This window comes from Halomonas sp. ABH4_019 (assembly GCF_056159885.1).
On record NZ_JBSWWC010000001.1, the window covers coordinates 1,476,295 to 1,493,927 of the forward strand.

General features: G+C 68.0%; 15 protein-coding genes and 2 tRNA genes. 1 reads left to right on the forward strand and 16 read right to left on the reverse strand.

Annotation, left to right across the window (positions count from 1 at the left end; genetic code table 11):
- Positions 1-99: 99 nt before the first annotated feature.
- The 16 genes from ACXAFN_RS06720 to rlmE all read right to left on the reverse strand — a co-directional run bounded on the left by ACXAFN_RS06720 (position 100) and on the right by rlmE (position 17,089).
- On the reverse strand, positions 100-1,308 hold the full coding sequence (locus ACXAFN_RS06720) for an MFS transporter (RefSeq protein WP_474987283.1): 1,209 nt from the start codon (positions 1,306-1,308) through the stop codon (positions 100-102).
- 98 nt (positions 1,309-1,406) lie between these two features.
- Entirely contained in the window at positions 1,407-3,539 is a 2,133-nt protein-coding gene (gene pnp / locus ACXAFN_RS06725) for a polyribonucleotide nucleotidyltransferase (RefSeq protein WP_474987285.1), read from the reverse strand.
- Positions 3,540-3,970: 431 nt separating this feature from the next.
- A complete protein-coding gene (gene rpsO, locus ACXAFN_RS06730) occupies positions 3,971-4,240 on the reverse strand; it encodes a 30S ribosomal protein S15 (RefSeq protein WP_474987286.1) in 270 nt (89 codons plus the stop codon).
- A gap of 90 nt (positions 4,241-4,330) precedes the next feature.
- Entirely contained in the window at positions 4,331-5,257 is a 927-nt protein-coding gene (truB, locus tag ACXAFN_RS06735) for a tRNA pseudouridine(55) synthase TruB (RefSeq protein ID WP_474987288.1), read from the reverse strand.
- The gene (rbfA, locus tag ACXAFN_RS06740) at positions 5,257-5,676 is read right to left on the reverse strand and encodes a 30S ribosome-binding factor RbfA (RefSeq protein ID WP_474987290.1); all 420 of its coding nucleotides are present in this window, start codon (positions 5,674-5,676) and stop codon (positions 5,257-5,259) included. Before rbfA ends, truB begins: the two co-directional genes overlap by 1 nt.
- A 16-nt stretch (positions 5,677-5,692) precedes the next feature.
- The gene (gene infB, locus ACXAFN_RS06745) at positions 5,693-8,191 is read right to left on the reverse strand and encodes a translation initiation factor IF-2 (protein WP_474987292.1); all 2,499 of its coding nucleotides are present in this window, start codon (positions 8,189-8,191) and stop codon (positions 5,693-5,695) included.
- Between the two features lie 27 nt (positions 8,192-8,218).
- Positions 8,219-9,712, reverse strand: a complete 1,494-nt coding sequence (gene nusA / locus ACXAFN_RS06750) for a transcription termination factor NusA (RefSeq protein ID WP_474987293.1) — start codon at positions 9,710-9,712, stop codon at positions 8,219-8,221.
- A gap of 40 nt (positions 9,713-9,752) precedes the next feature.
- Positions 9,753-10,214 carry a ribosome maturation factor RimP gene (gene rimP, locus ACXAFN_RS06755; RefSeq protein ID WP_474987294.1) on the reverse strand — a complete coding sequence of 154 codons (462 nt, stop codon included), beginning with the start codon at positions 10,212-10,214 and terminating at the stop codon, positions 9,753-9,755.
- Positions 10,215-10,436: 222 nt separating this feature from the next.
- Positions 10,437-10,513: transfer RNA gene (locus ACXAFN_RS06760), tRNA-Met, on the reverse strand.
- A gap of 123 nt (positions 10,514-10,636) precedes the next feature.
- Positions 10,637-10,723, reverse strand: a tRNA-Leu gene (locus tag ACXAFN_RS06765).
- A 26-nt stretch (positions 10,724-10,749) separates the two neighbouring features.
- On the reverse strand, positions 10,750-11,118 hold the full coding sequence (gene secG / locus ACXAFN_RS06770; protein ID WP_474987296.1) for a preprotein translocase subunit SecG: 369 nt from the start codon (positions 11,116-11,118) through the stop codon (positions 10,750-10,752).
- Between the two features lie 4 nt (positions 11,119-11,122).
- Positions 11,123-11,872 (reverse strand): triose-phosphate isomerase, encoded by a 750-nt coding sequence (gene tpiA / locus ACXAFN_RS06775; RefSeq protein WP_474987298.1) that lies wholly within the window; start codon positions 11,870-11,872, stop codon positions 11,123-11,125.
- A gap of 69 nt (positions 11,873-11,941) precedes the next feature.
- The gene (gene glmM / locus ACXAFN_RS06780; RefSeq protein ID WP_474987300.1) at positions 11,942-13,291 is read right to left on the reverse strand and encodes a phosphoglucosamine mutase; all 1,350 of its coding nucleotides are present in this window, start codon (positions 13,289-13,291) and stop codon (positions 11,942-11,944) included.
- Positions 13,284-14,147: a dihydropteroate synthase gene (gene folP, locus ACXAFN_RS06785; RefSeq protein ID WP_474987302.1), complete on the reverse strand. Its 864-nt coding sequence runs from the start codon at positions 14,145-14,147 to the stop codon at positions 13,284-13,286. The genes glmM and folP overlap by 8 nt, the downstream gene beginning before the upstream one ends.
- Before the next feature lie 102 nt (positions 14,148-14,249).
- The gene (gene ftsH / locus ACXAFN_RS06790; RefSeq protein WP_474987303.1) at positions 14,250-16,226 is read right to left on the reverse strand and encodes an ATP-dependent zinc metalloprotease FtsH; all 1,977 of its coding nucleotides are present in this window, start codon (positions 16,224-16,226) and stop codon (positions 14,250-14,252) included.
- Positions 16,227-16,423: 197 nt separating this feature from the next.
- Positions 16,424-17,089, reverse strand: coding sequence for a 23S rRNA (uridine(2552)-2'-O)-methyltransferase RlmE (gene rlmE, locus ACXAFN_RS06795; protein ID WP_474987305.1), 666 nt, complete (start codon positions 17,087-17,089; stop codon positions 16,424-16,426).
- 175 nt (positions 17,090-17,264) lie between these two features.
- Here rlmE and yhbY point away from each other — a divergent pair, with 175 nt between their 5' ends.
- Positions 17,265-17,591, forward strand: coding sequence for a ribosome assembly RNA-binding protein YhbY (gene yhbY / locus ACXAFN_RS06800; protein WP_474987307.1), 327 nt, complete (start codon positions 17,265-17,267; stop codon positions 17,589-17,591).
- The last annotated feature ends 42 nt before the right edge of the window (positions 17,592-17,633 follow it).

Consider the following 17,633-nt stretch of genomic DNA (forward strand, 5'->3'; position numbering starts at 1 on the left):
GCGCTCGGCGACTTCGCATGAAGGGTGCCAACCGCTGCATGCAAAAGCCCCCGCTCAGAGGAGCGGGGGCTTTTGCGTTCTGTCCGATGCGTCTCGGCCTCAGTCCTGCGGCGGCCCCACCACCCGCGAGGGCGTGCACGCCACCAGCGCCGCGGCCAGGGCGAACAGCGCCCCGGCGCCGAGCAGCACGCCGCTCAGGCCGATGGCGTCCACCACCCGGCCGCCGGCCATGGCGCCGATGCCGATCGACAGGTTGAAGACGAAGGCCATCAAGGCGGTGGCGGCCTCGGCATTGCGAGCGCTCTTGAGGATCCAGGTCTGCAGGCTGACCGAGATGCTGCCGAACACCGCCCCCCACAGCATCATCAGCGCGATCGCGGCGACCGGCTCTCGCCCCAGCCAGGGGAACGCCAGGGTCGCCACGGCGAGCAGCAGCGGAATCACCAGCACCGTGACATAGGGGTGCCGCCCGGCGGCGCTGCCGGCGAGGAAATTGCCCGCCAGGCCCGCCGCGCCATAGCACAGCAGCAGGCCGCTGACGCTGGCCAGGGGGATGCCGGCGATCTGCTGCAGAATTGGGCTGACGAAGGTGTAGGCGGCGAAATGGCCCACCACGATCAGCGCGGTCACGGCCACCCCCACCCGCACGCCGCGACTGGCGAACTGCCCGGCCAGGCTGGCCAGCCGCACCGGCTGCTGGGCCGGCAGTCGCGGCAGCAGCCCCCAGAGGGCCAGCGTCACCGCCAGGCTGAGGCCCGCCAGGGAGCCGAAGGCGATGCGCCAGTCGGTATGTTCCCCGAGCCAGGTGCCCGCCGGCACCCCGAGCACCGAGGCGCCGGCCACGCCGCTGAAGATCAGCGCCATGGCCCGGGGCACCTGCTCCAGGGCCACCAGCCGCGCCGCCAGCCCGCCGGCGATGGCCCAGAAGCCGCCGATGCACACCCCCACCAGCACCCTTGTCGCCAGCAGCATGGCGAAGCCGTCGGCCACGGCGCCGAGCAGGCTGGCCAGGGTCATCAGCGCCATCAGCCCGGTGAGCAGCCAGCGGCGGTCGAGCCGCCCCACCGCCACCGGCAGCAGCGGCGCGGCGAAGGCCGCCACCACGCCCGGCACGGTGATCAATAGCCCGGCGGTGCCCGGCGTGACCCCGAGCGAGTCGGCTACCTGGGACAGCAGGCCGATGGGCAACTGCTCGGCGGTGACCAGCAGGAAGATGCCGACCATCACCGCCAGCACCCCCAGCCAATCGCGACGCTGGGTCATGGTCTTGGCGGCGGGGGGAGACGGGTCGGAAGCGTGGCGCGTCATGGGTCGTCCTTGATCGATGGCGGGGCGGGGCGGGGCCCCGAAACGAGAACGCCCCCGCGGCGTGAGCCACGGGGGCGTTCGGCTCATTTACCGCGGAATCAGAGCTCGGTCTCGGCTTCCTCGGCCTCGAAGGCGCTCTTCTCTTCCGGGGTGATCTCCTTGATGGTCAGCTTCACCCGGTTGCGGTTGTCGATGTCGAGCACCTTGACCACCGGCTCGTCTCCCTCGTTGAGGAAGTCGCGCACGTCGTTGACGCGCTCGGGCACGATCTGGGAGATGTGCACCAGGCCGTCGGTGCCCGGCATGATGTTGACGAAGGCGCCGAAGTCGGCGATGCGCACCACCTTGCCGCGATACAGCTTGCCGATCTCCGGCTCGGCGGTGATCGCCAGCACGGTGTCGATGGCCGCCTTGGCCGCCGACTTCTCCTCGGCATAGATGCGCACGGTGCCGTCGTCGTCCAGGTCGATGGAGGCGCCGGTGTCTTCGCAGATCTTGCGGATGGTGGCGCCGCCCTTGCCGATGACGTCGCGGATCTTCTCCGGGTCGATCTTGATGGTGGCCATGGAGGGGGCGTTCTCCGAGACCTCGGCACGGCTCTGGGCGATCACCGCGTTCATCTGCTCGAGGATGTGCAGGCGGGCCTCGTTGGCCTGCTGCAGGGCCTGCTCCATGATCTCCTCGTTGATGCCCTCGATCTTGATGTCCATCTGCAGGGCGGTGACGCCCTCTGAGGAACCGGCCACCTTGAAGTCCATGTCGCCAAGGTGGTCCTCGTCGCCCAGGATATCGGTCAGCACGGCGAAGCCGTCATCGTCCTTGACCAGGCCCATGGCGATGCCGGCCACCGGGGCCTTCATCGGCACGCCGGCGTCCATCAGCGCCAGCGAGGAGCCGCACACCGAGGCCATGGAGCTCGAGCCGTTGGACTCGGTGATCTCGGACACCACGCGGATGGTGTAGGGGAAGTCGTCCTCGGCGGGCAGCATGGCCTGGACGCCGCGACGCGCCAGGCGGCCGTGGCCGATCTCGCGACGCTTGGGGCCGCCCATGAAGCCGGCCTCGCCCACGCTGTAGGGCGGGAAGTTGTAGTGCAGCAGGAAGCGGTCCTTGCGCTCGCCTTCCAGCGACTCGATCAGCTGGGAGTCGCGCAGGGTGCCGAGGGTGGCCACCACGATCGCCTGGGTCTCGCCGCGGGTGAAGATCGCCGAGCCGTGGGTCTTGGGCAGGCCCCCGACCTCGATGTTCAACGGACGCACGGTCTTGTGATCGCGGCCGTCGATGCGCGGCTCGCCTCTCACCACGCGGGAGCGCACCACGTGCTTCTCGAGCCCGGCGAAGGCGCCCTTGACCTCGTCGGCGGCGAACTGGCCATCGTCCTCGCCGGCCAACTGGGCCACGGCCTCGTCCTTCAGCGCGGACAGGGCGTCCTGGCGGGCCATCTTGTCGGTGATCCGATAGGCCTCGCCGACCTTGGCCTCGAAGCCCTGGGCCACCGCGTCCTTGAGGGCGGTGTTCTCGGCGGCCGGCTGCCAGTCCCAGCGCGGCTTGCCAGCCTCGGCGGCCAGCTCGTTGATGGCGGAGACGGCGACCTGCATCTCCTGGTGGCCGTAGAGCACGGCGCCCAGCATCTCGTCCTCGAGCAGCTCGTTGGCCTCGGACTCGACCATCAGCACGGCCTTCTCGGTGCCGGCGACGACCATGTTGAGCTCGGAACCGGTGAGCTCCTCGACGGTGGGGTTGAGGAAGTAGCCCTTGTCCTCGGTGAAGCCGACGCGGGCGGCGCCGATCGGGCCGTTGAACGGCACGCCGGACACGGCCAGGGCCGCGGAGGTGCCGAGCATGGCGGCGATGTCCGGGTCCTGGTTACGGTCGGTGGACAGCACCGTGCAGATGACCTGGACCTCGTTCATGAAGCCCTTGGGGAACAGCGGACGGATCGGGCGATCGATCAGCCGCGAGGTGAGGGTCTCCTTCTCGGTGGGACGCCCCTCGCGCTTGAAGAAGCCGCCGGGAATCTTGCCGACCGCGTAGGTCTTCTCCTGGTAGTGGACAGACAGCGGGAAGAACGGCTGGGCGGGATTGACGTCCTTCTTCGCCACCACGGTGCACAGCACCACGGTGTCGTCCATGGTGACCATCACGGCACCGGAGGCCTGGCGGGCGATGCGCCCGGTTTCCAGGGTGACGGTGCTGCGACCGTACTCAAACGTTTTCTTGACCGGGTTCACGGCGACTTCCTTCAACTTTTCGATTCATGTTCGGGTCGTTAGACTCGGCGACCATTTTAGGGGTTGACGCTCGTTGGGGCCACCAGAGGGTGAGATTTCCGCCAACAAGTCGGGGAGGAATCACGAGGGGCGTCAGGGACAGCTCGAAGAGGAGGTCCTACGCCAGGGGTGAGGAGCACTGCTCCGAACGGGCTGGCCATGGATGGCCAGCACCGGTCCTGCAAGCGGAGTGGGAGGCGAGAGCGCCGCAGGGCGTCGGTAGCGCCCAGGGATGGGTTCACAGCGCCTGCTCGGTGGTCCGGCACTCCGGGAGCTGTCGCTGGACCAGCCCCGAGAGTCTCAGGACTACGAGTGAGATTAGATAGCCTCATAAACGCAAAACGGGCAGCCCCGGAGGGCTGCCCGTTTCGCGTCGTTCTGGACGCCGTCGTTTAACGACGGAGACCCAGACGCTGGATCAGGGACTGATAGCGCTCGAAGTCCTTGCGCTTCAGGTAGTCCAGCAGCTTGCGGCGCTGGTTGACCATGCGGATCAGGCCACGGCGGGAGTGGTGATCCTGCTTGTTGGTCTTGAAGTGATCCTGCAGGCCGTCGATGTTGGCGGTCAGCAGGGCCACCTGCACCTCGGGGGAACCGGTGTCGTTCTCGCCACGGCCGTATTCGTTGACGATGTCGGCCTTCTGCTCAGCGGTCAGTGCCATCTGTCTCTCCAGTCAGCAATATGCCTGAATGATGTGAATGTCGGAGACCACGCATATTTGCAGTCTCCACGCCGCCCCCGAAGGGACGGATCATGCCGAGTCCGCCTCGGCGGTGCTCAGCAGGCGGCGCGGGGCGATCTCCCCCGCCGCTCTCACCACGCCGAGCCCCAGGAAGGTCTCGTCGCGATAGAGTCTGGCCAGGCCGTCGACCGGCAACTCACCGGTGTCACACCTGGCGCTCTGGCCATGCAGCAGGCGGCTCGCCGCCGCCTCGTCCAGGGCCAGCCTGGGCAGGTCGGCCACCAGCACGTCCACCGGCAGCAGCACGCCTTCGCGGGCCGCCTGGTCCGGCAACGCCTCGAGGGCCTCCGGCGTCAGCATGCCGTCGGCGCCGAAGGGGCCGGTGGCCAGCCGTCGCAGGACGCTGATATGGGCGCCGCAGCCGAGCGCCTCGCCGATGTCCTCGGCCAGGGTCCGGATGTAGGTGCCCTTGCTGACCCGCACCTCGAGCTCGAAGGCGCTGCCCTCGAACGCGAGAAGGCGCGCATCATACACCGTCACGCGGCGCACTGCACGCTCCACGCTCTTGCCCTCGCGGGCCAGCTCGTAGAGCTTGCGGCCCTGGTGCTTGAGCGCCGAATACATCGGCGGCACCTGGTCGATCTCGCCGACGAAACGCTCGAGCACGCCGCGCAGGTCGGCCTCCTCGAGGGGCGGCACCTCGCGGCGCTCGACGACCTCGCCCTCGGCGTCGCCGGAGTCGGTGATCGTGCCGAGCTCGACCCGGGTGCGATACGCCTTGTCGGCATCCAGCAGGAAGGCCGAGAACTTGGTGGCTTCGCCGAAGCACACCGGCAGCAGGCCGGTGGCCATGGGGTCGAGGGTGCCGGTGTGGCCGGCCTTCTGCGCCTGAAACAGGCGCCGGGTCCGCTGCAGGGCGTGGTTGCTGGACGCGCCCTGGGGCTTGTCCAGCAGCAGCACCCCGTTCACCGGCAGTCCGCGACGGCGACGCGCCATCAGTCGCGCTCTCCCTCGCCGCGCTCGCCGTCGTCACCTTCGACCTCATCGTCGTGACGGTCGCGATCGCTCGCCACCGCCTCGTCGATCAGCGAGGACAGACGCTGGCCACGCACCACGCTCTCGTCGTAGTGGAAGCGCAGCTCGGGCACGTGGCGCAGCTTGATGCGACGGGCGATCTGGCCGCGCAGGAAACCGGCGGCGCGCTTCAGCACCCCCAGGTTTTCCTTGATGCGCTCGGCGTCCTGCTCGCCGAGCAGGGTCACGTGGACGTCGGCGTAGCCGAGGTCGCGGCTGACCGTGACCCCGCTGACGGTGACCATGCCCAGGCGCGGATCCTTGATCTCGCGCTGGATGAGCACCGCCAGCTCCTTCTGGAGCTGGTCGGCCACCCGGTCGGTACGCTTGAACTCGCGCATGATCGGCTCCTCGCGGTCAGAGCGTCCGCTCGACCTTGACCTGATCGAAGACCTCGATCTTGTCGCCGACCTGGACGTCGTTGTAGTTCTTCACGCCGATACCGCATTCGATACCGTTGCGAACCTCGTTGACGTCGTCCTTGTAGCGGCGCAGGGACTCGAGCTCACCCTCGTAGATCACCACGTTCTCGCGCAGCACGCGGATCTTCTTGTGGCGATAGACGGTGCCCTCGACCACCATGCAGCCGGCCACGGCGCCGATCTTCGGTGCCCGGAAGACGTCGCGGACCTCGGCCACGCCGACGATCTCTTCCTTCCACTCCGGCGCGAGCATGCCGCTCATCGCCTGCTTGACCTCGTCGATCAGCTGGTAGATGACGCTGTAGTAGCGCAGGTCGAGGCCTTCGCGCTCGATGATCTCGCGAGCGGCGGCATCGGCACGCACGTTGAAGCCGACCACGATGGCGTCACTGGCCAGCGCCAGGTTGGCGTCGGTCCCGGTGATCCCGCCCACGCCGGACGACACCACGGCGACCTGCACCTCGTCGGTGGACAGCTCTTCCAGCGCGCCCTTGATGGCCTCCAGGGAACCCTGGACGTCGGCCTTGAGCACGATGTTGACCTTGGCGACCTCTTCCTGGCCCATCTGGGAGAACATGTTCTCCAGCTTGGCCTTCTGCTGGCGAGCCAGGCGCACCTCGCGGTACTTGCCCTGACGGAAGTTGGCGACCTCGCGGGCCTTCTTCTCGTCGTCGAGGACCATGAAGTCGTCACCCGCCTCGGGGGTGCCGTCCAGGCCCTGGATCTCCACCGGCATGGCGGGACCCGCCTCGTCGACCTGCTTGCCGAGCTCGTTGGTCAGGGCACGCACGCGGCCGTAGTGCAGGCCGGCGAGCACGATGTCGCCCTTCTTCAGGGTGCCGTTCTGGACCAGCACGGTGGCCACCGGGCCACGGCCCTTGTCCAGGCGGGACTCGACCACCACGCCCTTGCCGGGCGCCTCGGGGACGGCCTTGAGCTCGAGCACTTCGGAGACCAGCTGGATCGACTCGAGCAGGCCCTCGATGCCTTCGCCGGACTTGGCGGAGACGTGCACGAACTGGGTATCGCCACCCCACTCCTCGGAGATCACGCCGTGCTGGGACAGCTCGTTCTTGACCCGGTCCGGGTCGGCGCCCTGCTTGTCGATCTTGTTGACCGCCACCACCATCGGCACTTCCGCGGCCTTGGAGTGCTCCACGGCCTCGATGGTCTGGGGCATCACGCCGTCGTCGGCGGCCACCACCAGCACCACCACGTCGGTGGCCTTGGCGCCGCGGGCACGCATGGCGGTGAACGCCGCGTGGCCCGGGGTATCGAGGAAGGTCACGCCGCCGTGATCGTCCTCGACGTGGTAGGCGCCGATGTGCTGGGTGATGCCGCCGGCCTCGCCGGTGGCCACCTTGGCGCGGCGAATGTAGTCGAGCAGCGAGGTCTTGCCGTGGTCGACGTGACCCATGACGGTCACGACCGGCGAACGGGTGATCTCCTCGCCCTCGTAGGAGATGTTCTCGAGGACCTCGGTCTCCAGCGCATCGTCCTTGACCAGCTTGGGCTTGTGGCCCATCTCCTCGACCACGATGGCCGCGGTGTCCTGATCGATGGTCTGGTTGATGGTCACCGCCGCGCCCATGGTGAACATGGTCTTGATGACCTCGTTGGCCTTGATCGACATCTTGTCGGCCAGGTCGGCGACGCTGATCGACTCGGGGATCGAGACCTCGCGGACGATCGGCTGGGTCGGCTTCTGGAAGCCGTGCTTGCCGCCGCCCTGGCCGCCACCGCGACGGCCGCCGCGACGCTCGGCACGCTTGGCCTTCTTGCCGCCGCGACGACGCTCCTCGCGGTCACCGCGATCGTCGTCGCGGTCGTGGCGCCCCTTCTTGCCGCTCTTCTTGGGAGCCGCGCTGCGACGATCGGGACGGCCCTCCTTGGGCGGCGCCGGGGCATCCGCCGGCGACGGCGTGGCCTCGAGCTCCGGCACCGGGATCTCCGGCTCGGTCGGCACGGCCGCCTGGGCCTTCTCCTCGGCCTCGCGCGCGGCCTGCTCGGCGGCGCGCTGCTTGGCCTCCTCGGCTTCCTGGGCCTCACGCTTGGCCTGGGCCTCGGCCATGTCGCCGACCAGCTGGCGAGGACCGTGATCCTCGGCCTTGGGCTCCTCGGCCGGCTTCTCTTCCTCGCGCTTGACGTAGGTACGCTTCTTGCGGACCTGAACCTCGATGCTCTTGCCCCGCTCGCCGGTCTTGATGCGACTGCGCGTCTTGCGGGTCAGGGTGATGCGGTTCTTGGGCGCGGCCTGCTCGGCGCTCCCGCCGTGACTCTTGGTGAGATAGTCCAGCAGCTGACGCTTGTCCTCCTCGGACACGGCGTCGCCCTCGGACTTGTGCTCGAGCCCGGCATCTTTCATCTGTTCCAGCAGGCGGGGGACATCGCGCCCCACCTTCACTGCAAAATCCTTAACGGTCATTTCTGACATTACGACCCTCCTCAGCCCGTGACCCGTTTACTGTTCGCTCTCGAACCATGGCGCACGGGCAGTCATGATCAGTGCCGCGGCGCGCTCCTCGTCCAGTTCCTCGATGTCCGTCAGATCGTCGACGGACTGCTCGGCGAGGTCCTCCATGGTCTTGATGCCCCGGCTGGCCAGAATGAAGGCCAGATGACGTTCCATGCCCTCCATCTCGAGCAGGTCGTCGGCCGGCTGGGCCCCATCGAGTTCCTCCTCGGAGGCGATGGCCAGGTTCAACAATTCGTCCTTGGCGCGAGCGCGCAGCTCCTCGACGAGATCCTCGTCGAATTCCTCGATCTCCAGCATTTCCTCCACCGGGACATAGGCGACCTCCTCCAGGGAGGTGAAGCCTTCCTCGACGAGCAGACGCGCCACATCGTCGTCGATGTCCAGATGCTGGATGAAGTGTTCGACCAGGCTGTCGATCTCCTGGTCGCGCTTGGCCTCGGCCTCGTCCTCGGTCATGACGTTGAGACGCCAGCCGGTGAGCTCGGAAGCCAGGCGCACGTTCTGGCCGCTGCGGCCGATGGCCTGGGCCAGGTTGTCCTCGGCGACCGCCACGTCCATGGCATGGGCGTCTTCGTCGACGAGGATCGAGGCGACATCCGCCGGCGCCATGGCATTGATCACCAGCTGGGCAGGGTTGTCGTCCCACAGCACGATATCCACCCGCTCGTTCTGCAGCTCGGTGGAAACCGCCTGGACCCGAGAACCGCGCATGCCCACGCAGGCGCCGACCGGGTCGATGCGACGGTCGTTGGTCTTGACCGCGATCTTGGCCCGCGAGCCCGGATCCCGGGCCGCGCCCTTGATCTCGATGAGCTGCTCGGCGATCTCCGGGACCTCGATCTGGAACAGCTCGATGATCAGCTCCGGACAGGTCCGCGACAGGATCAGCTGCGCCCCGCGGGCTTCCGGGTCGACCTTGGTCAGCAGCGCGCGCACCCGCTCGTTCATGCGGTAGCGCTCGCCGGGAATCATCTCGCTGCGCGGCAGGAAAGCCTCGGCGTTGTCGCCGAGGTCGATGATCAGGCCGTCGCGTGTCGTCTTCTTGACGATGCCGGCGACCAGTTCGCCTTCGCGATCGGCGTAGAGACGCACCACCTCGGCGCGCTCGGCCTCGCGCACCTTCTGCACGATGACCTGCTTGGCGGTCTGGGCCGCGATGCGCCCGAAGGCGGCATTCTCGATCTGCTCCTCGACCACGTCGCCCAGGCCCAGCGGCGGATCGCGACGCTCGGCGAAGGTCAACTTGATCTGGGCGTCGGGCCCGTCGAAGTCATCGTCCTCGACGACCTCCCAGCGACGGAAGGTCTCGTAGTCACCGGTACGGCGGTCGATACGCACCCGCACGCTGGCTTCCTCGTCCTCGAAGCGCTTGCGTGACGCGCTGGCCAGCGCCGCCTCGACGGCTTCGAAGATCACCTCGCGGGGGACCCCCTTCTCGTTGGAGATCGCGTCGACGACCGCCAGAATCTCTTTACTCATGCCTTAGCCTCGCCAGAAAACCCGTCCTTGTGCATCGACCTCAGTCTTCGAACTGCGGCACGACCCGCGCCTGATCGATGCTCTCGATGGGAAAGCAATATTCCTCGCCGTCGAGCCGCACCAGCACCTCGTCGCTCTCGACCCCGGCCAGCAACCCCTGGAACTTGCGCCGCCCGTCGAAGGGCACGCGCAGCTTCACGGCCACCTGATGGCCGGCGTAACGCGCGAACTGCTCGAGGGTATACAGGGGACGATCCATTCCCGGGGAGGAGACTTCGAGCCGATACTCGCCACGGATGGGATCCTCGACGTCGAACACCGCGCTGACCTGTCGGCTGACGTCGGCGCAGTCGTCCACGCTCACCCCGTCCGGATGATCGATGTAGACCACCAGGCGAGAGTGCTTGCCCTGGGACAGGTAGTCGAGGCCCCATAGTTCGAAGCCCATGGCCGACACCACCGGTTCGATCAGCGCGTGCAGCGCAGCATCCTTGGTTGCCACGGAAGAAAGCTCCTACAGCCGTTGCATCAGGCACCTGGCCGGGAGTGAACAGGAGAGTCAGGTGGCTGATTGGCGTTGCCCGGATCAGCGCCGCCGGTCATCGCCGACGAGCTGGCCGCTAACAAAAAGCCCCTTCACAGGAAGGGGCTTTTACAAGAAACCTGTATACCACGTCCAAGGTCTGGCATGCCCCTATGCGTACCTGCATGCCTGCCAGGAAGATGGTAGCGGGGACCGGATTTGAACCGATGACCTTCGGGTTATGAGCCCGACGAGCTACCAGACTGCTCCACCCCGCATCAATCTAGGTCGGTGATTCTATGTCGGCTCGGCCATTGCGTCAAGCCACATCACACCGCTTCGCCAATCCTGCTATGAAGGTCCGATGCGCGGCGAAGACGTTCGCCGGACCGGCTTCAAGATGGTGCCGAAGGCGGGACTTGAACCCGCACGGCCGTAAGGCCACTACCCCCTCAAGATAGCGTGTCTACCAATTCCACCACTTCGGCATCAGGGGAGGCCGGAAAAACGCGACTCAGCTGCCGCCGCTCTCCTCCAGCACTGGCGCAGCATTATCCACACTCTGACCCTCATCGTCAAGGGTCGGCACGGCATTCTGCTGCTGCTCGATCAGTTCGGCATCGGGAATGCCGACGTCTTCCGGCGCCTCGCCGGCCTGGGAGGCGAAATACGCCAGCGCCAGGGAGGTGGCGAAGAAGGCCGCGGCCAGCACGCCGGTGGCCCGGGACAGGAAATTGCCGCTGCCCTGGGAGCCGAACACGGTCTGGGAGGCGCCGCCACCGAAGGAGGCACCGGCATCGGCGCCCTTGCCCTGCTGCAGCAGGATCAGGGCGACCAGGGCGATGGCGATCGCCACATGGATCATGAGAATGGCAACTTGCATGGAATCAACCTGCTGACTGGCAAATGGCTAGGAAATCGTCGACCTTCAGGGAAGCGCCGCCCACCAGGCCGCCGTCGATGTCCGGCTGGGCGAGCAGCTCGGCGGCGTTGGCGGCCTTCATGCTGCCGCCGTAGAGCAGCTGCATCGCGGCGGCGAGTTCGGCGTCGTAATGCGTCAGGCGTGCGCGGAGGGCGCCATGCACGGCCTGGGCCTGCGCCGGGGACGCGGTGCGGCCCGTGCCGATGGCCCAAACCGGCTCGTAGGCGATCACCAGCCGGGCGCGCTCGCCGGGCTCGAGCGCATCGAACACCGCCTCGAGCTGACCGAGCACCACGGCCTCGGTACGCCCGGCATCGCGCTCCTCGAGGGTCTCGCCCAGGCACAGCACCGGCGTGAGACCGACCGCCAGGGCGGCCCGCACCCGGGCCAGCACGGCGGCATCGTCTTCACCGAACAGGGTGCGCCGCTCGGAGTGGCCCACCAGCACCAGGCGTGCGCCGCAGTCGGCGAGCATGTCGCCGCTGACCTCGCCGGTGAAGGCTCCCTCGGGCCGATCGCTCAGGGTCTGGGCACCAAGGGCCAGGCGCGAGCCTTCGAAGGCACGCTCGGCGGCGCCCAGATAGGGAAACGGCACCATCAGGGCCACCGCCACCCCGTCCGGCAGGTCGGCATCGCGGAAGGCCCGGCCGAACTCCTCGACCAGTGCCCGGGATCCGTTCATCTTCCAGTTGCCGGCGATCAGCGGCGTAGGCATGCATCTTCCCTCTTTCAAGGTGGAGCGAAATGGTATAGGAGCGGCCCTGTCAAGACAACCACGCGGGGATCAGGACAGCAGCCCCTCGACGCCATCGGCCAGGCGCCGGGCCAGGCCGTCCACGTCGAGGTGCGGTCGACCCTCGACCATCACCCGGATCAGCGGCTCGGTGCCCGAGGGGCGCAGCAACACCCGCCCCTGGTCGCCGAGCTCGGCCTCGACCGCGGCGACCGCGGCCTTGAGGGCCGGCGCTTCCATCAGGGCCCGGGCGTCGGCGCCCGCCGTCAGGCGCACGTTGACCAGCGACTGGGGCGCCTTCTCCAGGCCATCGAGCAACTGGCCCAGCGGCTTGCCCTCGCGCACCATGATCGACAGCACCTGCAGGGCGGAGACGACGCCGTCGCCGGTGGTCTGCACGTGCCCGCAGACGATGTGGCCGGAGGATTCGCCGCCCAGCTGCCAGCCGTTGGCGGACAGGCGCTCCACCACGTAGCGGTCGCCGACCTTGGCCCGCTCGAAGGGGATGCCCAGGGTCTCGAGAGCCGCGGCCAGGCCGAAGTTGCTCATCAGGGTGCCGACCACGCCGCCGCCCAGGTCGCCCCGGCCGTGACGGTCGCGGGCGATCAGGTAGAGGATGTCATCGCCGTCGATCTCGCGGCCGTCGGCATCCACCATCAACACCCGGTCGCCGTCGCCGTCGAAGGCCACGCCCAGGTCGGCGCCGCGCTGGATCACCGCCGCGCGCAGGGCGGCGGGATGGGTAGAGCCGACCTCGTGGTTGATGTTGAGGCCGTCGGGCTCGGCGCCGATCACGTCCACCCGGGCGCCCAGCTCGCGGAACACGTTGGGGGCGATGTGGTAGGTGGCGCCGTGGGCGCAGTCGACCACCATCTTCAGGCCGTGCAGGTCGACGCGATCGGGGATCGTCGACTTGCAGAACTCGATATAGCGCCCGGCGGCGTCGTCCACCCGCCGCGCCTTGCCCAGGGCGTCCGGTGCCACCGTGGTCAGCGGCTCCTCGAGCATGGCCTCGATGCGCTCCTCGAGGCCATCGTCGAGCTTGGTGCCCGCGGCGGAGAAGAACTTGATGCCGTTGTCGGCAAAGGGATTGTGCGACGCCGAGATGACGATGCCGGCGTCGGCGCGGAAGGTCCGCGTCAGGTAGGCGATACCCGGCGTCGGCATGGGGCCGAGCAGGATGACGTCGACCCCGGCCGCGGACAGGCCGGCCTCGAGGGCCGACTCGAACATGTAGCCGGAGATCCGGGTGTCCTTGCCGATCAGCACCCGGGCCCGGCCGCTCTCGCGCACCAGCACCCGGCCGGTGGCCCAGCCCAGCTTGAGCATGAAGTCGGGGGTGATGGGCGCCTCGCCCACGGTGCCGCGGATACCGTCAGTACCGAAGTAACGCTTAGTCATTCTCGCATCCTTCCTCGAGCACGGCCCAGGTCATGTTCACCGCGTCCACATGGGGCCCCACATCATGGACGCGCAGTATGCGTGCGCCGCGCTCGACGGCCAGCGCCGAGAGCGCCAGGCCGCCGGACAGGCGCTCCTCCACCGGGCGCTCGAGCACCTTGCCGATCATGCTCTTGCGCGACATGCCCACCAGCAGCGGCAGGCCGAACCCGGTCAGGCGCTCCATGCGGTTGAGCAGCCGCAGGTTGTGCTCGACGGTCTTGGCGAAGCCGAAGCCGGGGTCGAGGATCAGCCTCTCGCGGCGCAGCCCCGCGGCCTCGCAGGCGGCGATACGCCGCTCGAGGAAGTCGGCGACCGCCTCTTCCACCGGCACCTCGAAGTGCGGCGATTGCTGCATGTCGCCCGGCTCGCCGAGCATGTGCATCACGCACACCGGCAGGCCGCTGGCGGCGGCGGCGCGCAGGGCACCCTCGCGGCGCAGGTTGCGCACGTCGTTGAGCATGCCCGCCCCGGCCTGTGCCGATTCGCGCATCACCTCGGGCGTGCTGGTATCCACCGAGACCAGGGCGTCGAGCTCGCGCACCAGCGCCTCGACCACCGGCACCACCCGGTCGAGCTCCTGCTGCACCGTGACGGGGTCGGCGCCGGGGCGCGTGGACTCGCCGCCGATATCGATGATCGCCGCGCCCTCGGCCAGCATCTGCTCGGCGCGGCGCAGGGCGTCGTCGAGCGCCACGTGCTGGCCGCCGTCGGAGAAGGAATCGGGGGTGACGTTGAGGATCCCCATGACGCGGGGGAAGGACAGGTCGAGCCGGTGTCGGCCGCACTGAAGGGGAGTCGGGGCGCTGTTGTGCATCGTCGTCCTGGAAGCGTGCTGGGATCGCCGGGGGCCTAAGGCGCCCCGCCACGGCAAGGGCGCCCCGCGGGGCGCCCGGTGGTCATCGCGGGAGGATGGCCGTCAGCTGCCGGCCGGCCCGCCGAGGGGGTCGGAGGGACGGCGACCGGGGGACGCCTCCTCGTCGCCGTCGTCGGCATCGTCGGCCGGCTTGGCGTCCTCCTTCGGGGCCTCGCCGATCGGCGCGCCGGGCCCCGGACCGCCCTCGTCCCAGTCCTTGGGCGGACGCGGCGTGCGGCCGTCCATGATGTCCTTGAGCTGGTCGGCGTCGATGGTCTCGTACTGCACCAGCGCCTCGGCCATGGCATCCAGCTTGTCGCGGTTGTCCTCGAGGATCTGCTTGGCCTGGGCGTAGCACTCGTCGATGACCCGACGCACTTCCTTGTCGAGCCGGGTGACCGTCTCGCCGGACTTGAGCTTGCCGCCGCTCTGGCCCGGGCCGCCGAGGAACTGGTGGGACTCGTCCTCGTCGTACATGATCGGCCCCATCTCCTCGGACAGGCCCCACTTGGCGACCATGTTGTGGGCCAGCTCGGTGGCGCGCTTGATGTCGTTGGAGGCGCCGGTGGTCACGCCATTGGGGCCGAGCGTCATCTCTTCGGCGATGCGGCCGCCGAACAGCGAGCAGATCTGGCTGATGATCTGCTGGCGCGACAGGCTGTAGCGATCTTCCTCGGGCAGGAACATGGTCACGCCCAGCGCCCGGCCCCGCGGAATGATGGTGACCTTGTAGACCGGATCATGCTCCGGCATCACCAGGCCGATGATGGCGTGACCCGACTCGTGGTAGGCGGTGTTGAGCTTGTCCTTCTCGGTCATGACCATGGAGCGGCGCTCGGCGCCCATCATGATCTTGTCCTTGGCCATCTCCAGCTCGTCCATGCCCACCAGGCGCTTGTTGCCGCGCGCGGCGAACAGCGCCGCCTCGTTGACCAGGTTGGCCAGGTCGGCGCCGGAGAAGCCCGGGGTGCCGCGGGCGATGTAGGACGGCTTGACGTCGTCGGCCAGCGGCACCTTGCGCAGGTGCACGTTGAGGATATGCTCGCGGCCACGGATGTCGGGCAGCGGCACGGTGACCTGGCGGTCGAAGCGGCCCGGGCGCAGCAGCGCCGGGTCGAGCACGTCGGGGCGGTTGGTGGCGGCGATGACGATGATGCCCTCGTTGGCCTCGAAGCCGTCCATCTCCACCAGCAGCTGGTTCAGCGTCTGCTCGCGCTCGTCGTTGCCACCGCCCATGCCGGCGCCGCGCGAGCGGCCCACGGCATCGATCTCGTCGATGAAGATGATGCAGGGCGCCTGCTTCTTGGCCTGCTCGAACATGTCGCGCACCCTCGAGGCGCCCACGCCGACGAACATCTCGACGAAGTCGGAGCCGGAGATCGAGAAGAACGGCACCTTGGCCTCGCCGGCGATCGACTTGGCGAGCAGGGTCTTGCCGGTCCCGGGCGGGCCGACCATCAGCACGCCGCGCGGAATGGTACCGCCCAGGCGCTGAAACTTGGTCGGGTCGCGCAGGAAGTCGACCAGCTCCTCGACCTCCTCCTTGGCCTCGTCGCAGCCGGCCACGTCGGCGAAGGTGGTCTTGATCTGGTCCTGGGAGAGCAGCTTGGCCTTGGACTTGCCGAAGCTCATCGGCCCGCCCTTGCCGCTGCCGCCGCCCTGCATCTGGCGCATGAAGAACATGAAGATGGCCAGGATCAGCAGGATCGGGAAGCTGGCGATCAGCAGCCGCGTCCACAGGCTCTGCTGCTCCGGCTCCTTGCCCACCACGGTGACGTCGTGGGCGAGCAGATCGTCCATCAGCTTGGGATCTTCCGCCGCCGGCCGGATGGTCTGGAACTGGGAGCCGTCGGTGCGCTCGCCATTGATGGTGTAGCCATCGATGGTCACGCTCTTGACCTGCTCGTTCTGCACCTGCTGGACGAACTGCGAATAGTTCATCGTCTGCGGTGTGTTCTCGACGCTGAAGTTGTTGAACACCGTCAGCAGCACCGCCGCGATGACCAACCACAGAATCAGGTTCTTCGCCATGTCGTTCAAGGGACTACCCTCAATTGCAAGAATCTGTCGGCCGCACAGGCCTGGCCCTTCGACACTACCCTAGCAGCACATGTTCGGCCAGCGGGCGAGACGCCCGCGTCTGCCCCACTGTGACACAGACACGCCGCCGTGTCCGGCCATCGCATCATTAGACTGAGGCTATCGGATCGCCATGATCGCTACCGGCGCCGGCCGGCTCAGCCGCGAAATCCCTCCGCCAGCAGATAGACCTCGCGGGAACGCGCCCGTGAGGCCTCCGGCTTGCGGGTCACCACCCGCTTGAAGCTGCCGCGCAGCTCCTTGAGGTAGGCGTCGAAACCTTCGCCCTGGAACACCTTGGCCAGGAAGGTGCCGCCGGGCGACAGGGTCTGGCGCGCCAGGTCCAGCGCCAGCTCCACCAGGTACATGGCCTGGGGCTGGTCGATGGCGGCCATACCACTCATATTGGGGGCCATGTCCGACATCACAAGGTCCACGGGGCGATCGGCGAGGCGGGCGAGGATCTCGTCCAGCACCGCCTCCTCGGTGAAGTCGCCCTGCACGAAGTCGACGCCGGCCAGGGCGTCCATCTCGAGGATATCGGAGGCGATGACCACGCCACGATCACCGACCTTCTCGGCGGCGACCTGGCTCCAGCCGCCCGGGGCGGCGCCGAGGTCGATGATCGTCATGCCGGGGCGCAGCAGGCGGTCCTTGTCGTCCAGGGCCAGCAGCTTGTAGCTGGCCCGCGAACGATAGCCGTCCTGCCAGCTCTGCTGGACGTAGCGGTCGTCGAAGTGTTCCTTGAGCCAGCCGGCGCTGCTCTTGCTGGCGCCGCGCCGCTTGGCGCCGCCCTTGGCGCGGGAATCTGGGGAAGAGGCCACGGCATCACCTGTGAATGGTCTGGATGACAGGCGGTCGAGCGGATTCCGGACATCGGGGGACGGGGTGCTGACCTGCGGCCCGGTCGGGGAGGCGATGAAGGCGGCCGCGCTTTCGCCGCGAGGCGATTCACCGTACCATGTGCGCTGCGCGCCAACCGGGAAGAAGCACGATACCATGAGCTTGTCACAGGCACAAAAGAAAGCATTTCGCAGCATCGGCCACCATCTCGACCCCGTGGTCACGGTCTCCGAGAGCGGCCTCTCCGAGGGCGTGCTCGCCGAGCTCGACCGCGCCCTGGCCGACCACGAACTGGTCAAGGTCAAGCTGGCCCTCGCCGATCGCGAGGACCGCGCCGCCATGCTCGAGGCCCTGGTCGCCGAGAGCGATGCCGAGCTGGTGCAGAAGATCGGCAAGGTCGCCCTGTTCTACCGCCACAACCCCAGGGCCAACCCGAAGCTCTCCAACATCAAGCGCTTCGAGGAGCACCACGGCCGGCGCTAAAGCTGGAAGCTGGAAGCTGGAAGCTGGAAGCTGGAAGCTGGA

Coding starts and splice junctions, on each gene's coding strand:
- glmM (WP_474987300.1), bottom strand. CDS start 13,291: ATGACTAAGCGTTACTTCGGTACTGACGGTATCCGCGGCACCGTGGGC.
- tpiA (WP_474987298.1), bottom strand. CDS start 11,872: ATGCCTACGCCGCTGATCGCCGGCAACTGGAAGATGAACGGATCCCGG.
- rpsO (WP_474987286.1), bottom strand. CDS start 4,240: ATGGCACTGACCGCTGAGCAGAAGGCCGACATCGTCAACGAATACGGC.
- ACXAFN_RS06720 (WP_474987283.1), bottom strand. CDS start 1,308: ATGACGCGCCACGCTTCCGACCCGTCTCCCCCCGCCGCCAAGACCATG.
- infB (WP_474987292.1), bottom strand. CDS start 8,191: ATGTCAGAAATGACCGTTAAGGATTTTGCAGTGAAGGTGGGGCGCGAT.
- truB (WP_474987288.1), bottom strand. CDS start 5,257: ATGGCGCGTCGCCGTCGCGGACTGCCGGTGAACGGGGTGCTGCTGCTG.
- nusA (WP_474987293.1), bottom strand. CDS start 9,712: ATGAGTAAAGAGATTCTGGCGGTCGTCGACGCGATCTCCAACGAGAAG.
- yhbY (WP_474987307.1), top strand. CDS start 17,265: ATGAGCTTGTCACAGGCACAAAAGAAAGCATTTCGCAGCATCGGCCAC.
- rbfA (WP_474987290.1), bottom strand. CDS start 5,676: ATGCGCGAGTTCAAGCGTACCGACCGGGTGGCCGACCAGCTCCAGAAG.
- secG (WP_474987296.1), bottom strand. CDS start 11,118: ATGCAAGTTGCCATTCTCATGATCCATGTGGCGATCGCCATCGCCCTG.
- folP (WP_474987302.1), bottom strand. CDS start 14,147: ATGCACAACAGCGCCCCGACTCCCCTTCAGTGCGGCCGACACCGGCTC.